Source organism: Allobosea sp. (assembly GCF_035999205.1).
Classification (GTDB): Bacteria; Pseudomonadota; Alphaproteobacteria; order Rhizobiales; family Beijerinckiaceae; genus Allobosea.
The window spans coordinates 639,370-665,151 of record NZ_DASYHA010000025.1; the positions used below are offsets into that span (position 1 = coordinate 639,370).

General features: G+C 67.1%; 24 protein-coding genes. 16 read left to right on the forward strand and 8 right to left on the reverse strand.

Translation table 11 applies throughout. From position 1 onward, the window contains the following. The first annotated feature begins 10 nt into the window (after positions 1-10). From VGN82_RS18440 to VGN82_RS18480, 9 genes are all read left to right on the forward strand, one after another. Positions 11-1,090 carry a BMP family ABC transporter substrate-binding protein gene (locus tag VGN82_RS18440; protein ID WP_327528495.1) on the forward strand — a complete coding sequence of 360 codons (1,080 nt, stop codon included), beginning with the start codon at positions 11-13 and terminating at the stop codon, positions 1,088-1,090. A gap of 288 nt (positions 1,091-1,378) precedes the next feature. Further along, positions 1,379-2,548 carry an ABC transporter substrate-binding protein gene (locus VGN82_RS18445; protein ID WP_327528496.1) on the forward strand — a complete coding sequence of 390 codons (1,170 nt, stop codon included), beginning with the start codon at positions 1,379-1,381 and terminating at the stop codon, positions 2,546-2,548. Positions 2,549-2,643: 95 nt separating this feature from the next. Continuing rightward, positions 2,644-3,570, forward strand: coding sequence for a branched-chain amino acid ABC transporter permease (locus tag VGN82_RS18450; protein ID WP_327528497.1), 927 nt, complete (start codon positions 2,644-2,646; stop codon positions 3,568-3,570). Next, complete coding sequence (locus VGN82_RS18455; protein ID WP_327528498.1) at positions 3,567-4,562, forward strand: branched-chain amino acid ABC transporter permease; 996 nt, start codon at positions 3,567-3,569, stop codon at positions 4,560-4,562. Before VGN82_RS18450 ends, VGN82_RS18455 begins: the two co-directional genes overlap by 4 nt. After that, on the forward strand, positions 4,555-5,304 hold the full coding sequence (locus VGN82_RS18460; protein ID WP_327528499.1) for an ABC transporter ATP-binding protein: 750 nt from the start codon (positions 4,555-4,557) through the stop codon (positions 5,302-5,304). The genes VGN82_RS18455 and VGN82_RS18460 overlap by 8 nt, the downstream gene beginning before the upstream one ends. Positions 5,305-5,306: 2 nt before the next feature. Further along, positions 5,307-6,005: an ABC transporter ATP-binding protein gene (locus VGN82_RS18465; protein ID WP_327528500.1), complete on the forward strand. Its 699-nt coding sequence runs from the start codon at positions 5,307-5,309 to the stop codon at positions 6,003-6,005. A 48-nt stretch (positions 6,006-6,053) separates the two neighbouring features. Next, positions 6,054-6,512, forward strand: a complete 459-nt coding sequence (locus tag VGN82_RS18470) for a cupin domain-containing protein (RefSeq protein ID WP_327528501.1) — start codon at positions 6,054-6,056, stop codon at positions 6,510-6,512. Between the two features lie 119 nt (positions 6,513-6,631). After that, the gene (locus VGN82_RS18475; RefSeq protein WP_327528502.1) at positions 6,632-6,955 is read left to right on the forward strand and encodes a PilZ domain-containing protein; all 324 of its coding nucleotides are present in this window, start codon (positions 6,632-6,634) and stop codon (positions 6,953-6,955) included. Between the two features lie 161 nt (positions 6,956-7,116). Beyond that, entirely contained in the window at positions 7,117-7,485 is a 369-nt protein-coding gene (locus VGN82_RS18480; RefSeq protein ID WP_327528503.1) for a PilZ domain-containing protein, read from the forward strand. 14 nt (positions 7,486-7,499) lie between these two features. On the opposite strand, the gene VGN82_RS18485 is transcribed toward VGN82_RS18480, so the two are convergent. After that, positions 7,500-8,744 (reverse strand): flavin-dependent oxidoreductase, encoded by a 1,245-nt coding sequence (locus VGN82_RS18485; RefSeq protein ID WP_327528504.1) that lies wholly within the window; start codon positions 8,742-8,744, stop codon positions 7,500-7,502. A 288-nt stretch (positions 8,745-9,032) separates the two neighbouring features. Between VGN82_RS18485 and VGN82_RS18490 the strand changes: the two genes are divergently transcribed. The 4 genes from VGN82_RS18490 to VGN82_RS18505 all read left to right on the forward strand — a co-directional run bounded on the left by VGN82_RS18490 (position 9,033) and on the right by VGN82_RS18505 (position 11,717). Continuing rightward, positions 9,033-9,305 carry an HU family DNA-binding protein gene (locus VGN82_RS18490; RefSeq protein ID WP_108044649.1) on the forward strand — a complete coding sequence of 91 codons (273 nt, stop codon included), beginning with the start codon at positions 9,033-9,035 and terminating at the stop codon, positions 9,303-9,305. A gap of 82 nt (positions 9,306-9,387) precedes the next feature. After that, a complete protein-coding gene (locus VGN82_RS18495) occupies positions 9,388-10,563 on the forward strand; it encodes a vWA domain-containing protein (protein WP_327528505.1) in 1,176 nt (391 codons plus the stop codon). A gap of 76 nt (positions 10,564-10,639) precedes the next feature. Further along, positions 10,640-11,065 (forward strand): DUF1801 domain-containing protein, encoded by a 426-nt coding sequence (locus tag VGN82_RS18500; RefSeq protein ID WP_327528506.1) that lies wholly within the window; start codon positions 10,640-10,642, stop codon positions 11,063-11,065. 49 nt (positions 11,066-11,114) lie between these two features. After that, complete coding sequence (locus VGN82_RS18505) at positions 11,115-11,717, forward strand: hypothetical protein (protein WP_327528507.1); 603 nt, start codon at positions 11,115-11,117, stop codon at positions 11,715-11,717. 23 nt (positions 11,718-11,740) lie between these two features. On the opposite strand, the gene VGN82_RS18510 is transcribed toward VGN82_RS18505, so the two are convergent. After that, entirely contained in the window at positions 11,741-12,163 is a 423-nt protein-coding gene (locus tag VGN82_RS18510) for a universal stress protein (RefSeq protein WP_327528508.1), read from the reverse strand. A 237-nt stretch (positions 12,164-12,400) separates the two neighbouring features. Here VGN82_RS18510 and VGN82_RS18515 point away from each other — a divergent pair, with 237 nt between their 5' ends. Next, the gene (locus VGN82_RS18515; protein ID WP_327528509.1) at positions 12,401-13,639 is read left to right on the forward strand and encodes an MFS transporter; all 1,239 of its coding nucleotides are present in this window, start codon (positions 12,401-12,403) and stop codon (positions 13,637-13,639) included. An 8-nt stretch (positions 13,640-13,647) separates the two neighbouring features. On the opposite strand, the gene VGN82_RS18520 is transcribed toward VGN82_RS18515, so the two are convergent. Then, a complete protein-coding gene (locus tag VGN82_RS18520; RefSeq protein ID WP_327528510.1) occupies positions 13,648-13,968 on the reverse strand; it encodes a 2Fe-2S iron-sulfur cluster-binding protein in 321 nt (106 codons plus the stop codon). Between the two features lie 110 nt (positions 13,969-14,078). Beyond that, positions 14,079-14,417: an Hpt domain-containing protein gene (locus VGN82_RS18525; RefSeq protein WP_327528511.1), complete on the reverse strand. Its 339-nt coding sequence runs from the start codon at positions 14,415-14,417 to the stop codon at positions 14,079-14,081. A 266-nt stretch (positions 14,418-14,683) separates the two neighbouring features. Here VGN82_RS18525 and VGN82_RS18530 point away from each other — a divergent pair, with 266 nt between their 5' ends. Continuing rightward, positions 14,684-20,662, forward strand: coding sequence for an apolipoprotein A-IV repeat region-like domain-containing protein (locus VGN82_RS18530; protein WP_327528512.1), 5,979 nt, complete (start codon positions 14,684-14,686; stop codon positions 20,660-20,662). A gap of 101 nt (positions 20,663-20,763) precedes the next feature. Here the strand turns inward: VGN82_RS18530 and VGN82_RS18535 are convergent, their stop codons facing one another. The 4 genes from VGN82_RS18535 to VGN82_RS18550 are packed head-to-tail and all read right to left on the reverse strand — an operon-like array spanning position 20,764 to position 24,526. Beyond that, a complete protein-coding gene (locus VGN82_RS18535; RefSeq protein ID WP_327528513.1) occupies positions 20,764-21,369 on the reverse strand; it encodes an ABC-type transport auxiliary lipoprotein family protein in 606 nt (201 codons plus the stop codon). A 4-nt stretch (positions 21,370-21,373) separates the two neighbouring features. Continuing rightward, positions 21,374-22,519, reverse strand: coding sequence for an MlaD family protein (locus VGN82_RS18540; protein WP_327528514.1), 1,146 nt, complete (start codon positions 22,517-22,519; stop codon positions 21,374-21,376). An 11-nt stretch (positions 22,520-22,530) separates the two neighbouring features. Then, positions 22,531-23,349: an ABC transporter ATP-binding protein gene (locus VGN82_RS18545; RefSeq protein WP_327529178.1), complete on the reverse strand. Its 819-nt coding sequence runs from the start codon at positions 23,347-23,349 to the stop codon at positions 22,531-22,533. A 31-nt stretch (positions 23,350-23,380) separates the two neighbouring features. Next, a complete protein-coding gene (locus tag VGN82_RS18550) occupies positions 23,381-24,526 on the reverse strand; it encodes an ABC transporter permease (RefSeq protein WP_327528515.1) in 1,146 nt (381 codons plus the stop codon). A 310-nt stretch (positions 24,527-24,836) separates the two neighbouring features. On the opposite strand from VGN82_RS18550, the gene VGN82_RS18555 reads away from it, so the two are divergent. After that, on the forward strand, positions 24,837-25,781 hold the full coding sequence (locus VGN82_RS18555) for a hypothetical protein (protein WP_327528516.1): 945 nt from the start codon (positions 24,837-24,839) through the stop codon (positions 25,779-25,781). Position 25,782 lies beyond the last annotated feature (1 nt).

A 25,782-nucleotide genomic window follows, 5' to 3' on the forward strand; every position in this document is an offset into this window, starting at 1 on the left:
GACCAAGACCATGACCTCCATCATCACACGCCGCAGGTTCAATTTCGGCGCCGGAGCCGCGGCCGCGTCCCTGCCGCTGATCGGCGGCGCCCGCGCGCAGGCGCCGCTCGGCGTCGGGTTCGTCTATGTCGGCCCGGTCGGCGACCATGGCTGGACATGGACGCATGACCAGGGCCGCCTGGCGCTGGAGAAGGAATTCGGCGGCAAGATCAAGACGAGCTTCATCGAGAACGTCGCCGAGGGGCCCGACGCGGCGCGCGCCATCCGCCAGCTCGCCCAGGCCGGTAACCAGATCATCTTCACGACCTCGTTCGGCTTCATGAACCCGACGATCCAGGTGGCAAAGCAGTTCCCGAAGCTGAAGTTCGAGCACGCCACCGGCTATCAGCGGGCCGAGAACGTCGCGACCTATAATGCCCGCTTCTACGAAGGCCGCGCCGTGATCGGCACCATCGCCGGGCACATGTCGAAGTCGGGCCAGGCCGGCTACATCGCGTCCTTCCCGATCCCGGAGGTCGTGATGGGCATCAACGCCTTCCATCTCGCGGCCAAGAAGGTGAACCCGAACTTCAAGACCAAGGTGATCTGGGCCTCGACCTGGTACGACCCGGCGAAGGAAGCCGACGCCGCCAAGGCGCTGATCGACCAGGGCGCCGACATGATCACCCAGCATACCGATTCCGCCGCTGCCCTGCAGGCGGCCGAACAGCGCGGTGTCTTCGCCTTCGGCCAGGCCTCGGACATGAAGGCCTTCGCGCCCAAGGCGCATCTGACCGCGATCGTCGACGACTGGTCGGGCTACTACATCAAGCGCGTCAAGGAGGTCATGGACGGCTCCTGGAAGAGCGGCGACGTCTGGGGCGGCATCAAGGACGGCATGGTCAAGATCGCGCCCTACAACGACGCCGTGACGCCGGCGGCCCGCGCAGCGGCCGACGAAGTGCTCAAGGGCATCGTGGCGGGCACGCTGCACCCCTTCACCGGCGAGCTGAAGGACCAGAAGGGCGTCGTGCGCCTGAAGGCCGGCGAAACCGCCTCCGACGAGATGCTGTCCAAGATGGACTGGTATGTCGACGGCGTGCAGGCCTGAGGTCGGCTGACGATCACGACGGCATCGCCGTCATTCCTGACGTAGCGAAACGAGGCTCCGGGATCCATTGCAGGGAACTGCGCCCGTCGATGGATCCCGAAACGGCGCCGCCTTGATGCACGACCGGGATGACGGGGAGGTTTTGTCGGGCGGTCGAAAATTCTCCGGCAAGAACCCTCTTGCAGATATTTTAAGCTTGAAACAATATGCCTTCATCGCGCGGTCAATGAGGTCGAGGGGACCCTGCCGCACCGTCGCTTTCTCGCTCGTCCCGGGAGGACAACCGACATGACCCTCAAGTTCTCGCTTTCGCTCGGCGCCGGCCTCTTCGCCCTCGGCATCGCGGCCGCCCAGGCGCAGGAGCCGATCAAGATCGGCGTCGTCAGCGTGCTGACCGGCCCGGCCGCCGCGCTCGGCCAGCAGGTCCGCGACGGCTTCCAGCTCGCGGTCGACCAGAACGGCGGCAAGCTCGGCGGCGTGCCGGTGCAGATCACCGTGATCGACGACGAGCTGAAGCCGGACGTCGCCGTCGCCAAGGTCAAGGGCTACGTCGAAGCCGCCAAGGCGGACTTCGTCGTCGGCCCGGTGTTCTCCAACATCCTCGGCGCGATCGCCAAGCCGGTGCTGGATTCCGGCGCCTTCCTGATCAGCCCCAACGCCGGCCCCTCGACCATGGCCGGCAAGGCCTGCAACCAGAACTTCTTCGTCACCTCCTACCAGAACGACCAGGTCCATGAGGTGCTGGGCAAGTACGCGCAGGACCAGGGCTACAAGCGCGCCTACATCATCGCCCCGAACTACCAGGCCGGTAAGGACTCGCTCGCGGGCTTCAAGAACTACTTCAAAGGCGAGATCGTCGACGAGGTCTATGCGCCTCTGACCTCGATGGACTTCGCTTCGGATCTCGCGAAGATCGCCTCGACCAAGCCCGACGTGGTCTTCGCCTTCCTGCCGGGCGGTCTCGGCGTGAACTTCGTCAAGCAGTGGTCGCAGGCCGGCCTGCAGGGCAAGATCCCGTTCCTCTCCGCCTTCACGGTCGATGAATCGACCCTGCCGGCGCAGCAGGACGCCGCGGTCGGCCTGTTCGGTGGCATGACCTGGGCCCCGAATATGGACAACCCGCAGACCAAGAAGTTCGTCACGGACTACGAGGCGGCCTACAAGATCGTGCCGGGTTCCTATGCCCAGCAGGCCTATGACGCCGCCATGCTGATCGACTCGGCGGTCAAAGCCGCCGGCGGCACGGGCGACAAGGACAAGCTGCGCGCCGCCCTCAAGAAGGCCGACTTCACCTCGCTCCGCGGCAAGTTCAAGTTCAACACCAATGGCTACCCGATCCAGGACTTCTATCTGGTCAAGGCCGCCAAGCGGCCGGACGGCAAGTTCCAGACCGAGATCGTCCAGAAGGTATTCACGGACTACGCCGATCCGCATGCCAAGGATTGCGCGCTGAAGTGAGCCCATTCGTCATTCCCGGGCGAAGCGGAGCGCAGACCCGGGAATCTCTTTCCTGAGATGCTTGGGTCGAACCCGAGCATGACGGGCGACATGACATGACCACCGGCCTCCTCATCGTCCAGATCCTGAACGGCCTCCAGCTCGGCATCCTGCTGTTCCTGGTGGCCGCCGGGCTGACACTCGTCTTCGGGGTGATGGACTTCATCAACCTGGCGCATGGCGTGCAGTACATGCTCGGCGCCTATCTCGCCGTGACCTTCGTCTCGCTGACCGGCAGCTTCGTGCTCGGGCTCGCGCTGGCACTGGCGGCTGCGCTGGTGATCGGACTCGCGCTCGAGTTCCTGGTCTTTCGACATCTCTACGAGCGAGACCATCTCGACCAGGTTCTGGCGACCTTCGGGCTCATCCTTCTGCTGAACCAGGGGGTGAAGATGGTCTGGGGCGCGGCGCCGCTTTCCGTACCCGTTCCGGCCTTTCTCGCGGGCAATGTCGCCCTGATGGAGGGCATCCTCTATCCGACATACCGTTTCGCGCTGATCGGCGCCGGTCTCGCCGTCGGCGCCCTGCTCTGGTTCGTCGTAGAGAAGACGCGGACCGGCATGCTGCTTCGCGCCGGCGCCTCGAACGCGCCGATGGTCTCGGCGCTCGGCGTCGACATCAACAAGCTGTTCATGATCGTCTTCGCCTTCGGGACGATGCTGGCGGCCTTTGCCGGCGCGATGGCGGCGCCGATCCTCTCGGTCGAGCCCGGCATGGGCGACAACATCCTGATCCTCGCCTTCGTCGTCATCGTCGTCGGCGGCATCGGCTCGATCCGCGGCGCCTTCGTCGGCGCGCTGATCGTCGGCCTCGTCGACACCCTCGGCCGCTCCTTCATGAACGACCTGCTGCGGCTGTTCATGAGCGCCCCCTCCGCTCGGGCGGCCGGCGCCGCACTGTCCTCGATGCTGATCTATCTGGTGATGGCGATCGTGCTGTTCGTGCGGCCGGAGGGTCTGCTGCCCGCCAAGGGGCGCGCATGAGCATCGCAAGCCCATCGGTCCCGGCGCCGGCGGCCGCTGCCGCGCCCGCGAAGCGGCGCCCGGTCGTCGCGATCGTGCTCTTTGCCCTGCTGGCGCTGCTGCCCGTCGCGGTCTCGCTCGGCCTGCCCTCGCACTGGCTGACGCTGGTGACGCGGGCGATGATCTTCGCCATCGCTGCGCTGTCGCTCGACCTGATCCTCGGCGTCGGCGGGCTGGTGTCCTTCGGCCATGCCGCCTTCGTCGGGATCGGCGCCTACGCCACCGGCATCATGATTACCGAGGGGCGCGGCGAAGCGCTGCTGATACTGCCGGTCGTGCTCGGCCTGTGCGCGCTGTTCGCCGCCGTGACCGGCGCGGTCTCGCTGCGCACGCGCGGCGTCACCTTCATCATGATCACGCTCGCCTTCGGCCAGATGGTCTATTTCCTGGCGCAGGCACTTTCCGCCTATGGCGGCGATGACGGGCTGACGCTGTATGAGCGCAGCACCGTGCTGGGCTTCGACGTGTTCAAGAACCGGATCGGCTTCTTCTACGTCGTGCTGGGCGTGCTGGTGGCCTGCTACGCCGTGATCAGCGTCATCGTCGCCTCGCGATTCGGGCGCGTGCTGCGCGCCGCGCGCGAGAATGCGACCCGTGTCGCCGTCACCGGCTTCCATGTCGGGCGCATCCGCCTCGTCGCCTACATCATCAGCGGCATGATCGCGGGGCTTTCCGGCTTCCTGCTCGCCAACCAGACCGAGTTCGTCAGCCCGGCCTACATGTCCTGGCCGCGCTCCGGCGAGTTGATCTTCATGGTCGTGCTCGGCGGCGTCGGATCGCTCCATGGCGCGATCATCGGCGCGCTCGCCTTCCTGTTCGCGGAGGATGTGCTCTCGGGGCTGACCGAGCACTGGAAGGTGATCTTCGGCCCGATGATCGTGCTCTTCGTGCTGTTCACGCGCGGCGGGCTGGTCGGCCTGATGCGCAAGCTCGGAGTCGGTCGTCATGACTGAGCCCGTGCTGGTCCTGACGGGGGTGCAGAAGGCCTTCGGGGCGCTGAAGGTGACCGACGGCGTCAACCTGTCGGTGGCGCCGGGTGAGCTTCATGCGCTGATCGGGCCGAACGGCGCGGGCAAGACGACGCTGGTGCACCAGATTTCCGGCATGCTGCGGCCCGACACCGGCAGCATCCGCTTCAAGGGGCAGGACGTCATCGCGCTGCCGCCGGAGAAGCGCGCCCGCGCCGGACTTGCGCGGACCTTCCAGATCACCTCGACGATCCCTTCCCTTTCCGTGCTGGAGAACGTCGCGCTCGGCGTGCAGGCACGCGCCAGCCATCCGCTCGCGCTGTTCCGCAATGCGGCACGCGACGAGAGCCTGAACGGCCCGGCCTGGGTCGCGGTCGAGGCTGTCGGCCTTTCAGATCGCGCCCATGTTCTGGCCGGACGGCTCTCCCATGGCGAGAAGCGCGCGCTCGAGATCGCGATGGCGCTGACGCTGGAGCCGGCCGCGATCCTGCTCGACGAGCCCCTGGCCGGCGTCGGCCGCGAGGAAGGCGAACGCCTGATCGCGCTGCTTCGCAGCCTCAAGGGCCGATACGCCATGCTGCTGGTCGAGCACGACATGGAGGCCGTCTTCGCGCTCGCCGACACGGTCAGCGTTCTGGTCTATGGCCGCGTCATCGCCTCGGGCGACCCCGCGACCGTGCGCGCGGATCCCGCCGTGCGCGAAGCCTATCTCGGCGAGGAGGGCTGACGATGCTCATCGTCGAAGGGCTCGATGCCGGCTATGGCGAGGCGCAGATCCTGTTCGGGGTCGATCTCGCGATCGGCGAAGGCGAGGTGGTGACGCTGCTCGGCCGCAACGGCATGGGCAAGACCACGACGATCCGCGCCATCATGGGGCTGATCCCGCCGAAAGCAGGCCGGGTCAACGTCGGTGGCAAGGATCTAACCGGCGCTCCCGCCTTCCGGATCGCGCAGGCGGGGATCGGGCTCGTGCCGGAAGGCCGCATGATCTTCCCGACGCTCTCCGTCGAGGAGAACCTGATTGCGACCGCCGCGAGCCGCTTCGGCAAGGCGCGCTGGGATGTCGAGCGCATCTACGCCTTCTTCCCTCGCCTGAAGGAGCGCCGCGCCAATCGCGGCAACCAGCTCTCTGGTGGTGAACAACAGATGCTGGCGATCGGCCGCGCGCTGATGACCAATCCGCGGCTGATCATCCTGGATGAGGCGACCGAGGGGCTCGCGCCGATCATCCGGCAGGAAATCTGGTCCTGCCTCTCAGCACTGAAGGGCGAAGGCGAGTCGATCCTGGTGATCGACAAGAACGTCGATGCGTTGGCCAGGATCGCCGACCGTCATATCGTGCTGGAGAAGGGCCGCGTCGTCTGGCGTGGCTCGAGCGACGATCTGCGCAGCGACCACGCGGTCAAGGACCGCTTCCTGCACTTCTGAGCGGTCAGGGACCGCTTCGCACTTCTGATTGGGAATGGGGGAAACGCGATGAAGCCGCTGACAGCCGGGGTCACCCGGGCGAACGAAGGTCTGGACCAGATCAGCTGGAACATCCTCGGCCAAACCTATGTGCCGAAGTCGCTGAGCGAGGATTCGTTCTCCTGGCACGCGACCTTTCCGCCCGGCACCTTCGTGCCGCCGCATATCCACACCACGCAGGACGAGTTCATCTACATGCTCGAGGGCCGGCTCGACCTCGTCCTCGACGGGCAAGAGAGCTTCGCCACCGCCGGTGACCTCATCCGGCTGCCGCGCAACGTCCCGCACGGCCTGTTCAACAAGAGCGAGACCACGGTGAAGTGCCTGTTCTGGGTGTCGCCGACGGCCCGCCTCTACGACCTGTTCTGGGGCATCCATTCGATGGCCAACCAGAATCCCGCCGATGTCGTGGCGCTGTCGGCCAAGCACGAGGTCGACTTCCTGCCGCCGCCTCCCGACGGCGCCTGAGGGCGGCGGATTAAGCTTAAACCGAGGCGGAAGCTGCGCCCGAGGCGGTTTTCCGGCACTCTCCCTTGCGACGGTCGCGGATCGCATGGTCCCAACGCGGCCGAGCAGGGAGACGGATCATGACCGCCAGTCGTCGCCAGGCGCCGCGCAGCCGGATCTTCCAGGGCGCGAGCGTGGTGTTCAACGGACGCCAGTCGGTCCTCGCCTGCACGATCCGCAACTGGTCGGACGCCGGCGCGATGGTCCGCATGAGCGATTGGATCGCCCTGCCCGAGACCTTCGAGCTTGACATTGCCAGCCAGCAGAGCAGCATTCGCGTGCGCCAGTGCTGGCGGCGCGGCGACGATGTCGGCGTCGTTTTCCTGACGGAGGCCGACCAGCCGCCCTGCGAGGTCGTCTCGCTCGCCCAGGCCCGCGCAAGGCGGGCGGGCGTGAGCGGTTAGCTCCCCTTCCGAGATCGAAGACGCTGCTGCTTTCGTGCATCGCGGCGACGAGTCGTTAAACCTCGAACCAAACGATTGCTGCGCTGCAACCCAATCTGCGGCATGGAGCCGGCGTGGCGGCATTGTCCGCCTTCGCTGACAGCGATTGGGATCGAAACACGATGTCGGAGCAGCGCCGAAACGCGAGGCTGCGCGCACTCCTCGGCGCCCGGGCCTGTTACAATCAGCGTCGGGTGACGGTCGACTGCGTCGTGCGCAACATCTCCGAAGGCGGCGCGCTGCTGGTCGTCTCGGACGCCGTCGCCCTGCCGGCCAGCTTCGAGCTCGAGATCACCCAGCGCCGGCGCTCCTTCAACGCGCAGGTCCGTTGGCGCAGCGGCACGCGCGTCGGCGTCTCCTTCGAGACCCAGGCCGCAGACGACTCCGCCGGGCCCGCACAGGCCGCCGACATGGCGAGCCGCCTGCGCATCGCCGAGCGTGACAACACCCGCCTCAGGAATCGCATCGACCAGCTCACCGAGGCTGGCTGAACCCGAAACCGGGCTCAGCCGCGCCGTGCGAGCTGCTCCTGGGAGAAGCCGGCCTTGCCGGCATAGGATTTCACGATCGCCTCGCGCCTGGCATAGCTCAGTACGCGCTCGACATCGTCGAAGCCGTTGGGGGCGAGCTGTTCGACGGCATCGATGACGCGTTCCGGCCCGCCATTGCGGTTCAAGGCGACGATTTCGGCCGTCGCCGGGAGGCGCTGCGCCTCATAGGCGCTGAGCGCGTGGCGCGGATGTTCGGAGCGCACCAGCATGTCGGCCAGGCAGCGCGCATCGAGGATTGCCTGCGACGCTCCATTCGAACCCACCGGATACATCGGATGGGCTGCATCTCCGAGCAGCGTGACGCGGCCATGGGTCCAGCGCGGCAGCGGGTCGCGGTCGCACATCGGATAGTCCCAGAAGCCGGGGCTGGCCTGGATCAGCGCGAGAATGTCCACGCCCGGAACGGTGAAGCGGCGTGCAAAAGGCAGCACATCCTCAAGGCGCCCCGGCTTTGACCAGGCCTCCTTCGGCGGCGGCTTGGCGGGATCGCCGGTGCGGATGTTCACGACCCAGTTGGTCAGCCGCGTCTGCGGGGTCGCGCCCTTGGCGATCGGGTAGAGCACGAGCTTTCCGGCCATGCCGCCGGCGATGATCATGCTCTCACCATCGAGGAAGGTGGGCCAGTCGCAGGCGCCGCGCCACATCTGTACGCCATTCCAGCGGGGTGGTCCCTGATCCGGGAAGAAATGCGAGCGCACCGTCGAATGGATACCGTCGGCAGCGATCAGGATGTCGCCACGCGCCGTCTCCCCCGCCTCGCCGCGGCGCGCATCGACGAAATGGGCGGTGACGCCACCCTCGTCCTGAATGAAGCCCTGAAGCCTGCGGCCGCAGCGGATCGCGCCCGGCCCGAGCCTTTCGGCAACCGCGTCGCGGATCACGCCCTGCAGACGCCCGCGATGGATCGAGAATTGCGGTGTCGGCGAGCCGGCATGCAGGCCGCGCGGCTCGCGCCAGACGGTTTGACCGAAGCGGTTCATATAGATGAGTTCGCGGGTCCTGATCGCGACGGCGTCCAGCGCCGGCAGCAATCCGAGATCGGCCAGTTCGCGAATGGCGTGGGGCAGCGTGTTGATGCCGACGCCAACCTCGCGAATCTCGCCGGACTGCTCGTAGACGGTGGCGGCGATGCCGCGCGCATGCAGCATGAGCGCGAGCGTCAGCCCACCGATCCCGCCTCCGACGATGATGACCTTCATGCCGCTTCCCCAGCGCAGATTTATTATTTCAAGCTTGAAATAATACGGCCTGTTTTGTCAATCACGCCGGTGGATTGTGCCAATCAGGGCCATGCTGTTGCGCCGAAGCCGGGAACGAAGCCGATTTCTGTGCGTATCTTCCGCCGTGACCATCGCCTTTCGGCGATAGTCGTGGCAACTGGCGCAGTGGCGCCATGCAAAAACGGCAACGGTGCTTCGTGATTTGAGACTGACACGAAAGCCAGCCTTGCGCACGACGCCCCACATCACTCTCCTAAGGAGGCTCTCATGACCAAGAACGAACTGATCGCCGCCATCGCGGACGAGACCGGCAAGTCGAAGACCGACGTTTCCGCCGTGCTCGCCTCGCTGGGCGCGATCGTCGCCAAGACGCTGAAGTCCGGCGACGACATCACGCTCGGCGGTGTCGGCAAGCTCTCGGCCGCCAAGCGCGAGGCCCGCGAGGCCCGCAACCCCTCGACCGGCGCCACGATCAAGGTCCCGGCCAAGACCGTGGTCAAGTTCAAGGTGACCAAGGATCTCGCCGACGCGGTGGCGTAAGCCGGCGATCCGGTGCGAGCAGCCCCTCGAACGATGCGAGGGTGCTGCTTGACCGGGGCCGCATAGCCCGCACAGTAAGGGCATGTTCCTGCGCCTGTTCACCGACCTGCGCGCCGCCAAGATCCCCGTCACGCTGCGGGAGTATCTGGCGTTGCTCGAAGGCGTCGATGCCGACCTGGCCGAGCACCGGGTCGATGAATTCTACTATCTCGCCCGCACCTGTCTGGTGAAGGACGAGCGCCATCTCGACAGGTTCGATCAGGTCTTCGCCCAGGTCTTCAAGGGAATGGAGACGCTCGGACAGGCGATCGAGGAGGCCGCCATTCCCGACGAATGGCTGCGCAAGCTCGCCGAGAAATACCTCACCGACGACGAAAAAGCCCAGATCGAGGCGCTCGGTTGGGACAAGCTGTTCGAAACGCTGAAGCAGCGGCTCGAGGAACAGAAGGGTCGCCATCAGGGCGGCAACAAGTGGATCGGCACGGCGGGCACCTCTCCTTACGGTGCCTATGGCTACAATCCCGAGGGCGTGCGCATCGGGCAGGACGGCAACCGCAACTTCCGGGCGGTCAAGGTCTGGGACAAGCGCGAGTTCAAGGATTTCGACGACAGCCGTGAGCTCGGCGTCCGTAATTTGCGCGTAGCGCTGCGGCGGCTGCGAAGGTTCGCGCGCACCGGGCTCGCCGAGGAACTCGACCTCGACAGCACCATCAGCGAGACGGCCAAGCACGGCTATCTCGACGTGCAGCTACGCCCCGAGCGGCATAATGCGGTCAAGGTGCTGCTCTTCCTCGATGTCGGCGGCTCGATGGACTGGCATGTCGAGCTGGCCGAGGAGCTGTTTTCGGCGGCGCGGGCCGAGTTCAAGCATTTCGAGCATTTCTACTTCCACAACTGCCCCTATGAGCGGGTCTGGCGCGAAAACCGGCGCCGCCACGACCAGATGATCTCGACCTGGGACGTGCTGCGGACCTATCCGGGCGATTATCGCGTCGTCTTCGTCGGCGATGCGTCGATGAGCCCTTACGAGATCGCAATGCCGGGCGGCTCGGTCGAGCACTGGAACGAGGAAGCCGGGGCAGTCTGGATGGAACGACTGACCGGAAAGTTCCCGAAATCGGTCTGGCTCAATCCGGTGCAGCAGCATCTGTGGAGCTACACCCAGTCGATCCGCCAGATCGGCGGCCTGATGGGCGGACGGATGTTCCCGCTAACGCTCGACGGACTCGATGGCGCGATGAAGGTGCTGGCCCGCTAAAGACCTCCCACGCCGTGCGGCCGTCGCGGCAAGGCACATCGGCGCCGACCGGACGATCCGGAAAGGATGCAGCATCATGAGCGAAACCGCGCCGCAGAATGGCAAGACCCCTTCCGAGATGATCGACGAGAGGATCAGGGAACTGGGTGACTGGCGAGGCGAGACGCTGGCCCGCGTCCGTGCCCTGATCAGGCAGGCCGAACCCGAGAGTGTCGAGGAGTGGAAATGGCGCGGGGTGCCGGTCTGGTACCGCGACGGGATGATCTGCACCGGCGAGACCTACAAGAACATTGTGAAGCTGACCTTCGCCAAGGGCGCCGCGCTCGACGATCCATCCGGGCTCTTCAACGCCAGCCTGGATGGCAATGTCAGGCGCGCCATCGACATTCGCGAGGGCGACAGGTTCGACGAGGAGGCCCTGATGGCGCTTGTTCGCGCGGCCGCCTCTCTGAACGCGGCCAAGGCGCCCGGCCGCTCGCGAAAGACGAAGGACGAGCATTAGCACTGCGAAACCCGCGACAAGCGGCAGCCGAGCCGCTATGGCTCCCGCCATGCAAGCCCTCTCCGACGAAGACAGCCCTCCCCCGTACTGGCGCCAGCGCCCGAGGCCGGTCGGTCTCGAGATCACCTACAGGCTCCGCGGCGACACGCTCGAGATCGACACCACCCGCAAGATCAGCCACGTCCGGCTGGCCGCCGTCGAGCAGGTCCGCTTCGTCTATGCCCCGAGCAATGTCAGCTCGAAGGGCTTCAAGACGCAGTTGCGGCTGAGCGACGGCAAGAGCGTTACCTTCGGCAACCTGTCGTGGCGCTCACTGACGGACATGGACCGCGACGACGCCGGCTACCATGCCTTCGTCTCGGCGCTCGCTGCCGCGATCGCGCGGGCCAATCCGCGTGCGCGCTTCGTTGCCGGCAAGCCCTTTGCGTTCTGGCTGGCGCTTGCCACCATCAGCGCCCTGTCGATGCTGATGCTCGTCTTCTTCACCGGCCGCGCCTTCCTGCAAGGCACGACGACGACCGGCCTGCTAGGGCTGCTGCTGACGGCGGCGTCGTTCTGGCAGATCAAGCCCATGGTCGTGCTCAACCGCCCGCGCAATCTTTCCAGCGGCGAGGTTCCGGACGATCTCGTGCCGGGGCGCCCCGCCGCCTGACTTGTTTCGCTGCCTGACCCGACTCAGCGGACCACGAGCACCGAGCATTTGGCGCGCCGGACGATCGCCGAGGCGTTCGAGCCGATGACATAGGCGAGCATGCCTGGCTCGTGCGAGCCGATGACGATCAGGTCGGCGCCGCTGGCATCGGCTTCGGCCAGCACCTCGCCATGCACCGAACCGATCAGGACCTTGGCCGAGACCTGCGATTCCGGCAGATCGATCTTGGCGGCGATGGCGGCGAGCTTGGCTTCCGCATCCTCCTGCTGCTCGGCATCGAAATCGGCCGGCACGAACTCCATGTAGGTGATCGGCACGAGCGAGCGGACATAGACCAACCTCACGGCGCCGCCGGAGATCTTGGCGAAGGAGACGGCGGCGGCGACCGCGGGGTCGGCCAGTTCGGCCTCGGCCAGGTCGACGGGAACCAGAATCGACTTGTACATCGTGATCTCCTCGTAGCGTTGCAGCGATAGTCTATGACGTGTCGTCCCCGTCGCGATGATCCAGCGCAAACGTCGCATCAGCGCGCATGTCAGCATAGACCTGATTCTGCGCGTGTGTGCTGCCCGCGCGGGGTGGAGCTATCCTGGCTTCCTTGCCTGTTCTAAGAAGATCGACGCACGAAGAGATCTCGTGTGGCGAAGCGCCCTGCCGGGTCGCGTCTTCTGCAGGGTCTTCCGATGACCGACATCGCTCCCGGGCCGCGCGGCTCCGTTACGCTCCTGCGGTCTCCGACCACCTTCCTGATGGCTTTGGCCTTCATCAACTGGCTCGGCTATGCGAGCTGGAGCGCACTGCTCAACAATTTCGCCAAGGAAGCGGCCGGCTTTACCGGGGCCGATATCGGACTCCTGCAATCGGTGCGCGAGATTCCAGGCTTCCTCGCCTTCACCGCCATCGTACTGTTCTGGTTCATGCGGGAGCAGGTGCTGGCCTATGTCAGTCTCGTCACGCTCGGCATCGGCGTCGCCATCACCGGCTTCTACCCGACGCTCGGCGGCCTGCTGCTGACCACGACGATCATGTCGCTGGGCTTCCATTATTACGAGACCGCCCAGCAATCGCTGCAGCTCCAGCTCCTCCCGAAAGCGGAGGCGCCGCGCCTGCTGGGGCGGATCGCCGGGGCCTCAGCCACGGCGCAGCTGCTCGCCTTCGGCGCGATCGCTGTGATCTGGCGGGTTTTCGAGCCGGGCTATGTGCTGGTCTTCCTCGCCTCCGGCGGCCTGGTCGTGGCACTTTCGCTGCTGGCCTGGATCGCATTCCCGCGCTTCCAGGGAGCCGTGCCGCAGAACAAGGGCTTCGTGCTGCGCAAGCGCTACTGGCTCTATTATGCGCTGACCTTCATGTCGGGCGCGCGCCGGCAGATCTTCATGGCCTTCGGCGGCTTCCTGCTGGTCGAGCGCTTCGGCTACGACGTCTCCACGACCGCCATGCTGCTACTCGCGACCTATGGCATCAACACCTTCATGGGGCCGATGCTCGGCCATCTGGTCGGCAGGATCGGCGAACGCGCCACGATCCAGATCGAGAATGTCTCGCTGATCCTGGTCTTCGTCGGCTACGCGCTCGCGAGCCACGGCCATTTCGCCGGATGGGGTGCCTATATCGCCGGGGCGCTCTTCGTCATCGACGGCGTGTTCTTCACGCTGGTCCTGGCGCAGCGGACCTATTTCCAGAAGATCGCCGATCCCGCCGACATCGCGCCGACATCGGCCGTCGCCTTCACGATAAGCCACATCGCGGCGGTCGTCCTGCCCGTGACCTTCGGACTGATCTGGCTGAAGGACCCAGCGATCGTCTTCTATATCGGCGCGGCCGTGGCGACAGCCTCGCTGGTGCTGGCCTTCCTCGTGCCGCGCCATCCGTCGCCCGGCCAGGAGACGGTAATGGCATCGCGGGTCGCCGCGGCCGCCGAGTAGGGCGCGCTTCAGCCCTGGCGTGCGGGCGTGCGGACGACGAGCCCGTCGAGCTCGTCGCGTAGCTTGATCTGGCAGGAGAGGCGCGAGGTCGGCTTCACGTCGAAGGCGAAGTCGAGCATGTCCTCCTCCATCGGCTCCGGCGTGCCGGTCTGGGCCGCCCAGGCGTCGTCGACATAGACATGGCAGGTGGCACAGGCGCAGGCGCCGCCGCATTCCGCCTCGATGCCCGGTACGCCGTTGCGGATGGCGACTTCCATCACCGTCGCTCCGGCTTCGCCCTCGACCGTCCGGCTCTCGCCCCGGGCGTCGATAAAGGTGATCTGCGGCATCATGAACTCCAAGCGGCGGCGAAGGCGTTTCGCCTTAGATCATTTCCAACCGCACGGGAAAGGGCCATTTGGCCGCAATCGACAACGCCCGGACCGAACCGGTGCTATATTCAGGCGGCGCAGTCGTGTCGCGCAATGACGGCGCGCGCCTCGGCGGCGGCCAGCGTGAGCGTATCCATCGCAGCCTCGGTGTCGCGCGGGCTGGTTTCCGCGAGCTGGCGCTCGATGGCATCGGCCGCATCGGCGACCTGCCAGGCGCCGATGGCCCGCGCCGCGCCCTTCAGCGTGTGGGCGGCGTCCATGCGGGTCCTGGCATCCTCGGCCTGATGGATCGTGCGCAGGTGACGAACGCATTGCTGGGCGAAGAGTGCGAGAATCTCGCGTTCGAGTTCAAGGTCGCCGCCGGTCTGGCGGGCGAGATGGTCGAGATCGATGGCGGTCTGGGGCATTGTCGGCTCGGAAATGACGGGTCTGCCGGCGCCGCAGGGACGGCGCGGCCACGCTCTACCAAGCGCCTTCATGGTGAACGAGGCGTTAACGACGTTTGTGAATCGGCACTGTAAACGGGTTCCCAAGCCTTAGAGCCTCCACTACCCTTTCAATTGGTAAACGATAGGCGCAGTGTTTCTCCCACTAGCAAGGACCAGAGGCGGTCCGTGCGGGCGCGGCGATCACGATCAGGCTCCTGTCCCAGTAGCGTGGCGAGGCGGTACCCATGAATCGGCCCAAGAAGCTCCAAGACCCGACCGAAGCCGCCATGTCGGCGATCGAGGAGGCTCTCCGGCTCGATCAGCCGAAGTCGGACGCCGACGGCGATCCGGCTTTCGAGCCGAAGCTGCCCGCCACCACAGAGAACGATCTCAAGCTCGACCTGCCTCGCGTCGAGCCGGCTGCGCCCCAGCCCGCCGCACCGGCCCAGCCGGCGCAGCCGCGCGCCACGATCGCGCCGGACACCAGTCGCGTCGCCAATGACGATCGCCGCGATTCCAGCTCGCTCGTCCAGGCCTTCTCGGTTCGCCCCTCCGCCCGGCCCTACTGGTTCGCTGCGCTTGCATCTCTCGCCTGGCTTGGCGGCGCCGCATTCGTGCTGCTCAACCGCTTCGGCTCGGTCGATGGCGGCCTGCGCGAACGCCTTTCCACCTTCGGCGTCGGCGAATGGACCCTGCTGGCGCTCTCCATCGGCGCGCCGGTCGTCTTCTTCTTCGTGCTCGCAGCGCTTTATCGCCGTACGCAGGAGATGCGCTTGGTTTCGCGGGCCATGACCGAGGTCGCCCTGCGGCTGGCCGAGCCCGAAGTCGTCGGTGCGGACTCCGTCCTGTCGCTGAGCCAGACCATCCGCCGCGAAGTCGCCGCCATGGGCGACGGCATCGAGCGAGCCGTCGCGCGTGCCGGCGAGCTGGAGACGATCGTGCGCGGCGAGATTGCCACGCTTGAACGCGCCTATGCCGATAACGAGATCCGGCTGCGCTCGTTGATCGACGAACTGGTGACCCAGCGCGAAGCCGTCGTCGGCAACGCCGAGCGGGTCAAATTCGCGATCAGCGGCGCGCATGAGGGCCTGTCCAAGGATCTCGACCTCGCCAGCCGCACCATTGCAGAGGCCGTCGCCCAGGCCGGCGACCGCGTCACCGGCTCGCTCGGCGAAAAGGGCGACCAGATCACGCTTGCGCTCGGCCGTGCTGGCGAGCGCATGATCGACGAGATCAGCGGTCGCGGCAGCGAGTTGGTCGAACGCCTGCAGGTGACCTCCGGCGAGGTCAGCGAGCGCCTTTCCGGCGCCAGCGACAGCCTGTCCACCCTGCTCGATGGCCGCGCCCGCGACATCGCCACATCACTCGAGCGCACCGGCGCCGTGCTGACGGAGGGCCTCGCCACCGGAGCGCGCGACGTGACGCGCGCGATCACCGAAACCGGCTCGCAGGTCGTCGACAACCTGGCCGCCCGCGTCGACGGCGTGAACGAGACCCTGCGTGCGACCGGCGAGTCGCTGGCGCAGGACATTTCCGCACGCGGTAGCGAAGCCGCCGAGCGCTTCGAAAGCAGCAGCCGCAGCATGGTCGCGCTGATCGAAAACCAGAGCGAGGCTCTGAGGGCGCGCCTGACCGAGACCGGCGAAAGCCTTCGCAGCTCACTTGCCGAAGAGGGCGACAGCGTCACCACCCGCCTCGCTGAGGTCGGCCGCGGCGTCAACGGGCTGCTGACGCGCCAGAACGAGCTGATCGCCTCGCGCCTCCTGGAGGTCGGCGAGAACGTCAACAGCCTGATCGGCACGCAGAGCGACGCCCTGGTCTCAAAGCTCAACGACACCGCCCGCACCGTCGATGACGTGCTGCGCGAGCGCAGCGACGCGATCATCCTGCGCGTGGACGAAGCCGGCCAGGCGCTGGGCGACACTGTCGGGCGGCATGGCGAGGAGCTGGCGACTCGCGTGGCTTCGGTCACCGATGGCCTCCAGACCGTGATCAACGACCATGGCGGCAAGCTGGTGACGCGCCTTTCGGAAACGGGCGAGAGCGTCCAGACGCTGCTCGGCCAGCAGGCCGACAGCCTGGTCTCGCGCGTCTCTGATGCGAGCTCCGAGGCGGTGAAGCTGCTCAACGACCAGAGCCACGCGCTGATCTCGCGGGTTTCAGGCACGGGCGCTGATGTCGCGCAGATGCTGGTGGAGCAGAGCGAGACCCTGGTTTCGCGGGTTTCCGGCACCGCCACCGATGTCGCGAAGATGCTGTCGGAGCAGAGCGATTCGCTCGTCTCGCGCGTCTCAGGCACCGCCACCGATGTCGCCAGATTGCTGGCCGAGCAGAGCGACTCGCTCGTCTCGCGCGTCTCAGGCACCGGCGCGAATGTCGCCAGCTTGCTGGCGGGTCAGAGCGAAGCACTCGTCTCGCGGGTGTCGGGAGCGGGCGCGGACGTCGCCAGCTTGCTGAGCGGGCAAAGCGAAGCGCTCGTCTCGAGCGTCACCGGAGCCGGCGCGGATGTCGCCAGCCTGCTGCACGGGCAGAGCGAAGCGCTCGTCTCGCGCGTGACCGGAGCCGGTACCGATGTCGTCAAGCTGCTCGACAGCCAGAGCGAGACGCTGGTGCTGCGGCTCGGCGCGGCCGGCGATCAGGCCCACGGCCTGATCGGGGCGCAGAGCGATGCGCTGGCAGCGAGCCTGTCCGAGACCGGCGCCCGCGTCAGCGCCCTGCTCGACGAGCAAGGTGCAGCGCTGACGGTGAAGCTGTCGCAGGTCGGGTTCGAGGTGAAGGACCTGCTCGGCAACGAAAGCCAGGCGCTGGTCACCCGCGTCGCCGATGTCGGCCGTTCGGTGCATGGCGTACTGGCGGAGCGCAGCGGCGCCCTCATCGCTCGCCTGGCGGATACCGGCGAGAGCCTCGACCAGCGGCTCGACGAGCGCGGCGCAGCCCTGGCTGCCCGGCTCACGACTGCGAGCGAGGCCGCGCAGGCGGCGCTGGAGCAGCAGCAGAGCGGCTTCCTGACGCGCCTGAGCGAAACCGGCGAGCAGGTCGGAACCTTGCTGGGCGATCAGCGCGAGACGTTGCTGCGCGACCTCGTCAGCGCCGGCCGCGAGGTCCACACGCTGCTCGGCGAGCAGAGCGAAGAGCTGGCGCGCCGCATGAGCGACGCCACCCGTTCGCTGACCGAAACCATCAATGTCGACGGCCGCGATGTCGCCGACCGAATGACTGAAGCGACGCAGGGGCTGCGCGAAAGCTTCACGGTCCATGCCGAGGAGGCGCGCACCCTGCTCGCCGGCACCGGCAAGGAGATCGTGCTGGCGCTGACGCAGCAGGGCGGCCGCGTGAACGAGGCCCTTTCGGCCAACGCCGAATCGATGCTGCGTTCGGTGGAAGGGCGCGCCCAGGCTCTGACCGAGGCGCTCGCCCACCGCCACGACGCGCTGAACAAGCTCTTCGACGAGCAGGGCCGCGAGATCGAGACGTCGCTCGGCGGTCGGCTCAGCGCGTTCGCGGAGCTGTTCGACAACCAGGGCCGCCATGTCGAGACGGCGCTGGGCTCGCGCCTGGCTGCCTTCGAGGACATCATCGTCCACAAGGGCAGCGAGCTCACCAGCCGCCTGTCGGACGACACGCAGGCGCTGACCGCTGCCGTGACCAACGGCATCGCCAATGTCGAGAGGCTGATCAGCGAGGACGGCATGGCGCTCGCTGACCGGGTCGGCGCGCGCGCGACCGAAGCGGCTGCGATCCTGGCCGAGCGCACGCGCGAAGCGACCGACGCCATGGAGAGCCAGATCAAGCTGTTCGAGGAGCGCTCCGGCGCCAAGAGCGCCGAGATCGCCGGCTCGCTGGACGGCCTGATCGCTCGCATCGACGGCAATCTCGGCTCGCGCGCCACTGCCCTGAACGAGGCCCTGGTCGAGCGCACGGTCGACATCGCCCGCGTGCTGGCGGAGGGCGGCCGCGAGGTCACCCGCGCCCTGGCCGCCAAGGCCGACGAGATCGGCGAGGTCGTGACCTCCAAGAGCGAGTCGCTCACCCGCACGCTCAGCGACAAGGCCGACACGATCAACGCCACGCTGGGTGGCCGGGCCCTCCAGATCGCCGATACGCTGGACCGCAGCGTCGCGCGCTTCGAGGAGCGTGTGGTCAACCGGCTCGACACCGTCTCGGGCACGCTCGATACGCGTGGCCAGCAGATCGCCGACACGCTGCAGACCAAGTCGGACGCGATCTCGGCTTCGCTCGGCGAGCGCGCCGAAGAGCTGCGTGTGCTGTTCGACGACAAGGGCGTCGGCATGGTCACGGCGCTCGGCGAGCGCGGCGACGCCATCGCGACCGCATTGGGCGACCGGGCCGAAGCCCTGCGCCTGCTGTTCGAGGACAAGGGCGGCGGCATGGTCGCGGCGCTTGGGCAGCGCGGCGATGCGATTGCCAACGAGTTCGCCATGGTCGGCGAAACCGTGGTCCGGGCGATCGAGAGCCGCGGCTCGTCGATCATCGAGGGGCTGCGCGAGCGCGGCAGCGAGATCACGACGGCGCTCGACAGCTCGTCGAGCGGTCTGCGCGAGACGCTGGAGAGCGGCACGCGGCAGTCGGTCGACGCGCTGGTCGCCACCAACGAGCAGCTGCGCAGCGAGCTCGGCGGCATGCTCGGCCGCCTGGGCGAGGCCAACAAGCTCATGCAGCAGATCGTCAACGGCGCGAACAAGAACCTCGCCGCCGTCGAAGGCGGGCTCTCGGCCCGCCTCGGGGATCTGCAGAGCGTGATCGCGACAGTGATGGACGAGACCGGCAAGGCCTCGCAGCAGATCGCGACGCAGGTCGCCGAGCTGAAGACCTTCTCCGAGGGAACGCTGCGCGAGACCGCCACGCTCGTCGGCCAGCTCGACGAGAAGGGCCATTCGCTGGGCGAGGTCACACAGGCCAGTACCGCAGCGCTGCATTCCGTCGCGACGCGCCTGGAGCAGGTCGAGGCCCGCGTCGGCAAGGCGCTGGCCGACCGCAAGGACTCGCTCGAGGAACTGCACGGCCTGATCGCCAACCGGACGGACGACGTCGAGTCGATCACGCGCTCCTTCGCGGCGCTGATGGACGAGTCGCTCAGCACCGCGGAAGCCCGGGCACGCCAGATCGGCGGCGTGCTCAGCGATTCCGCGGAGTCCACGACCACCGCGATCGCGCAGCAGTTCGAACTGATCCGGAGCACCACCGGCAAGGAACGCGAGCGTACGGCGCAGGCCTTGCGCCAGGCTTACGAGCAGGTCTCGAACGAGGTTGGCAGCGAGCTCGCCAAGGTGACCGAGCGCTTCCAGGGCGCGGCGCAGGACATGCGCGGCGTCGCCGCCGAGATCCAGCGCGAGCTGGAAGAGACGCGGGCTGAGCTGAAGCGCGGTGTGCTCGACCTGCCCCGCGAGACGCAGGAATCGACCTCCGCGATGCGCCGCGTCGTCGCCGAGCAGATCAAGGCGCTGAACGAGCTGACCGAGATCGTAACCCGCTCGGGCCGGCGCAGCGATGTCGCCCTGCCGGTCGATGCCGGCCAGAGCCGCCGCTCTGCCCCCGCGGCCGCCCTGCCCCGTCAGGAGCCCGCCTACACCACGGTGACGCAGGCTCGCCTGCCGGCCGCGGAGCCGCAGCTGCGGCCCTCGCTCGACGCGACGCCCGAGTCCGCTGCCCCTGCACCCGCGCCCGCGCCGCGCGCCGAAGCACGGCCCGCGGCTCCGGCAGCCCCGGCCGCACGCCCTGCCCCGGCCCCCGCCCAGGAAAGCGGGCGCCGCCAGCCTGCGTCCGATACCCAGCCGCCCGCGAAGAGCGGCTGGCTGTCGGACCTGCTCAACCGGGCCTCGCGCGAGGACAAGGCTCCCGAGGCTCCCAAGCCGACGGCGCATTCGATCGAGCGGCTGGATTCGCTCTCGGTCGATATCGCCCGGATGATCGACCATGACGCGGCGGTCGAGCTGTGGGACCGCTACAAGCGCGGCGAGCGCAACGTCTTCACGCGCCGCCTCTACACGCTGCAGGGCCAGCAGACCTTTGACGAGATCCGCCGGAAGTACCGGCGCGATGCCGAGTTCAAGGAGACCGTCGACCGCTATATCGACGAGTTCGAGCGCCTGCTGGCGGAGGCTGCCAAGGACGATCGCGACTCGCTGGTCGCCAAGACCTACCTGACCTCGGAGACCGGCAAGGTCTACACGATGCTCGCCCATGCGAGCGGGCGCTTCGAGTAAGCGCCGGCCTGCGACCACAAACGAAAAGGCCGCCCCCCTGGGCGGCCTTTTTGCTTGGTGGCATGCTTCGGAAGCCCCGTTCCCGCGCCGTCCGTAGCCGCTCAGCGGGCCCAGCGCGCGATCTCGACAAGCACCTTCGACAGCGCCTGGTCGAGCGTCTGGGCTGCTCCCGCACCATCGACGGCCGCAGCCGGGACACGGGCGGAAAAGAAACGGGCCCGGCGGACCAGGCCGTCGCGATCGCCGACGACCCTGGCCGTGATCTCGACGACCGCCATGCCGCTCGCCGCATCGATGTTGAAGCTGCGGATATCGGTGAGGAGCTGGGCATCCGGCGTGACGCGATCGCCGGGCCGGGACACGGCGCCGAGTTTGCTGCCGTTCTCGAAGGTCTGGATCAGACGGACCTGAACCAGCTTGGGCACCCGGTCGGCCCACTGTGCCCCACCCAGGAAGGAGAGCGCGCCACTCGAATCCTTGACGATCACGCGGTCGGAATCGAGCGCCTGCACGGTCGTCGGTTCCTGCACCATCAGGATCGCGCGCGAGCCGCCGATGCGCCCGAAATCGCGCGGTGCGGTTAGATCATAGGTGGTCGGTGCGCCACCGCCGCCGCAGCCAGCCAGCAGCAGGGCAGCGGCGAGCGCCAGGGCGACGGCAGGCTGGCGGAGAGGCATTCGCGAGGCGGGTGGAACCTTGATCGTCATCGGTCTAGCGGGATCCACCATATTGAGGCAGCGGGGGCTTGCCGCCGAAGATGAATTGCTGCGGGTTGCGTTCCAAACTCCGCAAGGTGCGGTTCAGATCCCCGAGCGTGCGACGGCCATCCGTTGCGAGCGCCTCGATGTCGCGCAGGCCCGGCCCGGTGAAGCGGCTGATACCCGAGGTGATCTCGGCGGTGCGCTTATCGAGGTTGTCGGCGAGCACGCGGATCGACTTGGCGGCATCGCTCACCTCGGAGAAGGCGCTGCGGCCATCCTGCCCTGCGGCCGTGTTCAGGAAGGCCTGCGCGCTCTTGAGCACGCCCTCGACCTGATCAGCCGCCTTGTTCAGCTTGTCGGTGATCGAGGCGACGTCCTTGACCGCCTTGCCGACATCCCCGCTGGAGCTGCCCAGCGCGGCCGTGAACCTGTCGACGTTGTCGACGATCGCCGCGACCTTCTTGTCGTCGACCGAACGCACGATCTCGGTCAATTCCTCGCTGAGCACGCCAAGCTTCTCGGACAGCGGCGCGATGGTCTCGGCGATAGTACCGAAGCTCTTCATCAGCTTGTCGATGCCATCGGCATTGTTGCCGAGCGCGGTCGAGAACTTCTCGACGTTCCGGACCGTATTGTTGATCGAGCCGGCGTTCTCCTTCACCAGCTGGTTGAGCCCGGTGAGGGTATCGTCCGCCTTGGCGGCGATGTTGCGGACGGTCTCGACGATGTCCTGCAGTTCCGAGCGGTCGGCGACGATCACCGGCAGGCTCTGCCCCTCCGCCGGCTTGAGGGGCGGCGAGGTCGGATCGCCGCCGACGAGCTGGACCGCGACGATGCCTGTCGCCAGGCCCACGGTCTCGAGCCGGGCGCGGGTATCGACACGCAAGGGCGTGTTGGCGTCGACCGAGATCACAGCGTAGATCCGGCTCGGATCGTTCGGCCGCAGCTCGATGCGGGTGACCTCGCCGACGCGGAAACCGTTGAAAAGCACGCTCGAACCGCGCCCGAGCCCGGTCACCGTGCCGCTGAAGATCACGCGGACATCTTGCCGGCCGCCGGCATTGCCGCTGTTGAACCAGTAGACGAATCCGAACAGCGCGGCGAGAACCGCAAGCGTGAACAGGCCGACCAGCGCGTAATTCGCCCGCGATTCCATTACCTAGCGTCTCATCCTCGCATATGGGCGGGCTGCCGGGCCCTGGCGCGCTCGCCGCCGAAGTAGGCCTTCAGCCAGGGGTGATCCGACGCCAGCATCGTGGCCAGCGAACCAACCGCGATCACCCGCTTGTCCGCGAGCGCAGCGATTCGGTCGCAGGCAGAATAAAGGCTGTCGAGATCGTGGGTTACCATGAAGACGGTCAGACCCAAAGTCTGCTTGAGGGTCATGATCAGCTCATCGAATTCGGCGGCTCCGATCGGATCGAGGCCCGAGGTCGGCTCGTCGAGAAAGACGATCTCGGGGTCGAGCGCCAGCGCCCGGGCGAGCGCCGCCCGCTTGATCATGCCGCCCGAGAGCTCGGAGGGCACCTTGTCGGCAGCGTCGGGCTTCAGGCCGACGAGATCGAGCTTCACCATCGCCAGCTCGTCGAGCAGCGCCGGCGACAGCTTGAGATACTCCCGCATCGGCACCTGGATGTTCTGCTTGACGGTGAGCGCCGAGAACAGCGCACCCTGCTGGAACATCACGCCGAAGCGCCGTTCGAGCACGCGGCGCTGGGCCGAGCTCAGCGTATCGACATTCTCGCCAAAGACCTCGATCGTGCCGCGCGACTTCTGCACCAGCCCGAGGATCGTCCGGGTCAGCACCGACTTGCCCTGGCCCGAGCCGCCCACGAAGCCGAGGATCTCGCCGCGCATCACGTCGAGATTCAGGCCATCCATGATGACCTTGTCCCCGAACGCCACCCTGAGGTCGCGCACGCGGATGACGGCCTCGGGCTCGGCCGCCGTCGCCTGAGGCTGCCTTGTCCGATCGACCTGCTGCATCCCCTGCTCGCTCATCTGCGGGATACGATCCTCAAAACTCGATGGATGCGAAGAACATGGCGAAGAGGCCGTCGACGACGATGACCATGAAGATCGCCTTGACCACCGAAGCGGTGACCTGATGCCCGAGCGACTCGGCTGACCCCTTCACCGCGAGGCCCTCGATCGAGGCGATCAGCCCGATCACAAAGGCCATGAACGGCGCCTTGATGAGCCCCACGGCGAAGTGCTTCCAGGTGATGACGGATTGCAGCCGCGCCAGGAAGATGTCGACGCCGATGCCGCCATAGAGCCAGGCGACCAGCGCGGCCCCCGTCAGGCCCGCCATGGCGGAGATGAAGGTCAGGATCGGCAGCGAAATGATCAGGGCGAGAATCCGCGGGACGACGAGCACCTCGATCGGGTCCAGCCCCATGACCCGCAGCGCATCGATCTCCTCGCGCATCTTCATCGAACCGATCTCGGCGGTGAAGGCCGAGCCGGACCGGCCGGCGATCATGATCGAGGTCAGCAGCACGGCGAGCTCGCGCAGGATCAGGATGCCGGTCAGGTCCACGACGAAGGCCGCCGCGCCGAACTGCTGGAGCTGGAAGATGCCCTGCTGGGCAACGATACAGCCGACCAGGAACGAGATCAGCATGATGATCGGCGCGCCGTTGAAGGCGATCAGCTCGATCTGGTGGACCAGCGACGGGCCACGAAACTTGCGCGGGCCGAGCATGACGCTGGCCGAGGCGACGACCACCTCGCCGAGGAACATCGCGCCGCTAACCATGTCGCGGCCAAAGCGCACCACGGCGGCACCGATGTTAACGAGGACATCAACGACACGGACGTGGCCGTGCGGCTCCGGCTGTCGTTCGTCATGCACTGCGACCTCGGCAAGCAGGACGCCGTGTTCGGGCTGCTTGCTGACGATCTCGACGGCCGCACCTGCGGCTTCCTGCTGGTGCTTGAGACGGTTCAGAACATAGGCGCCGAGCGTATCGAGTCGTGACACGGCCGAGAGGTCGAGCCGGGCATGCGATGCCTTGGCGACGCGACCGGCAATCTCTTCGGCCAGCCTCTCGACTCGGGGGGCGCGGTCGGCGCTCCACGAGCCGGCGAGCACCACTGCGAGCGTGCCGGCATCATCGCGGAAGACCGCTTGCGGTTCGGCGGTATCAGGGCTCGCCATGGTCTGCGTGATGTCCCTCGCCCGCCCTCGACGGTCCTGCATCAATCCGCGACACCCGCCGAAGGCGCCAGCTTACCCCTTTTGCCTGTATCGCCGGGCAAAATGCGCTTGGCAAGGGCAGGCATGCAACAGCAGCCGAACTCCCGCGGGCACCGCCTGGCATCGCGAAGCGTGACTCGCCGGCCGGCCTGCCACGCGCCCGACGTTCCCCATGGGAACACTTCATTAATTAATGCGATGGCAGGGTCCGCAATGGTGCATCATCACCGGCGAAATCCGATTCGGCCGGTCCTTCAAGAGCAGATTGGTCATGAGCGAAGCGCGTTCACTGACACCGCTGAGCGAAACGGACTACGAGGCGATCGAGGCCGCGGTGATGGAGACCGCCCGTGGCCGCTGGTTCATGGCCGAGTACGCCAGGCGCAACCGGCAAGCCGACACACAGCAACTGCTCGGCGCCATCAATCGCATCGAGCGCATCGTCGGCCTTGGCCTGCCTGAGCCGGCAGCCGAGCCGGATGTCAGCGAAGCCGCAGCCCTGATCGCCGATCTGCGCATCGATCTCGAACGCATCAGCGGCAAGGGCGAGGACCGCGCCTCGGGGCTGGCGAGCCGCATCGAGACGGCGGCGGGCAGCATCGTCCAGGCGACGGAGAGCATGCAGGAGGCGGCCTGGAGCCTGCGCGAAGCGGGCGCCAACGAGGCGCTCTGCGACATGCTCGATCAGCGCGCCGCCGAAATCTCGGCTGCGACGATGATCGTCGAGGGCACGGCCCAGCGCATCGACAAGATTGCCGACACCATCGCGATGCTCGACAGCAGCCTGCGCGCCGTCACCGCCATGGGCCCGACCACGCCGCTGCATGACGAGCCCTTCATGGCCGAAGCCAAGCTCGGCCGGGACATCGGCATGCCATCCCCGCCCCCCCTCGGCAGCTACCACGACATCGAGATCGTCGAGATCGACAGCCACCCTGCCCCTGTCGCCGCCAGCAAACGTTCCACTGTGGAACTCTTGGGCGCAGAGCCCCGGATCGGCTCGATCCAGCTCGACGATGACATCGTCTTCAGCGACGCCCCCGAAGAACAGCCGCTCGACGTGATCGACCAGTCGTCAGCGCTGGCAGCCTTCCAGCAGCGCCTTGCCGGCAACGAAGTGCCGGCCAAGGCCGGCTTGCCGGGAGCGGGCTCCGAAGGCGGCCTGCGCGAACTCGATGCGCTGCCCGCCGACAAGAAGGTCGCCTACTTCGCCTGAG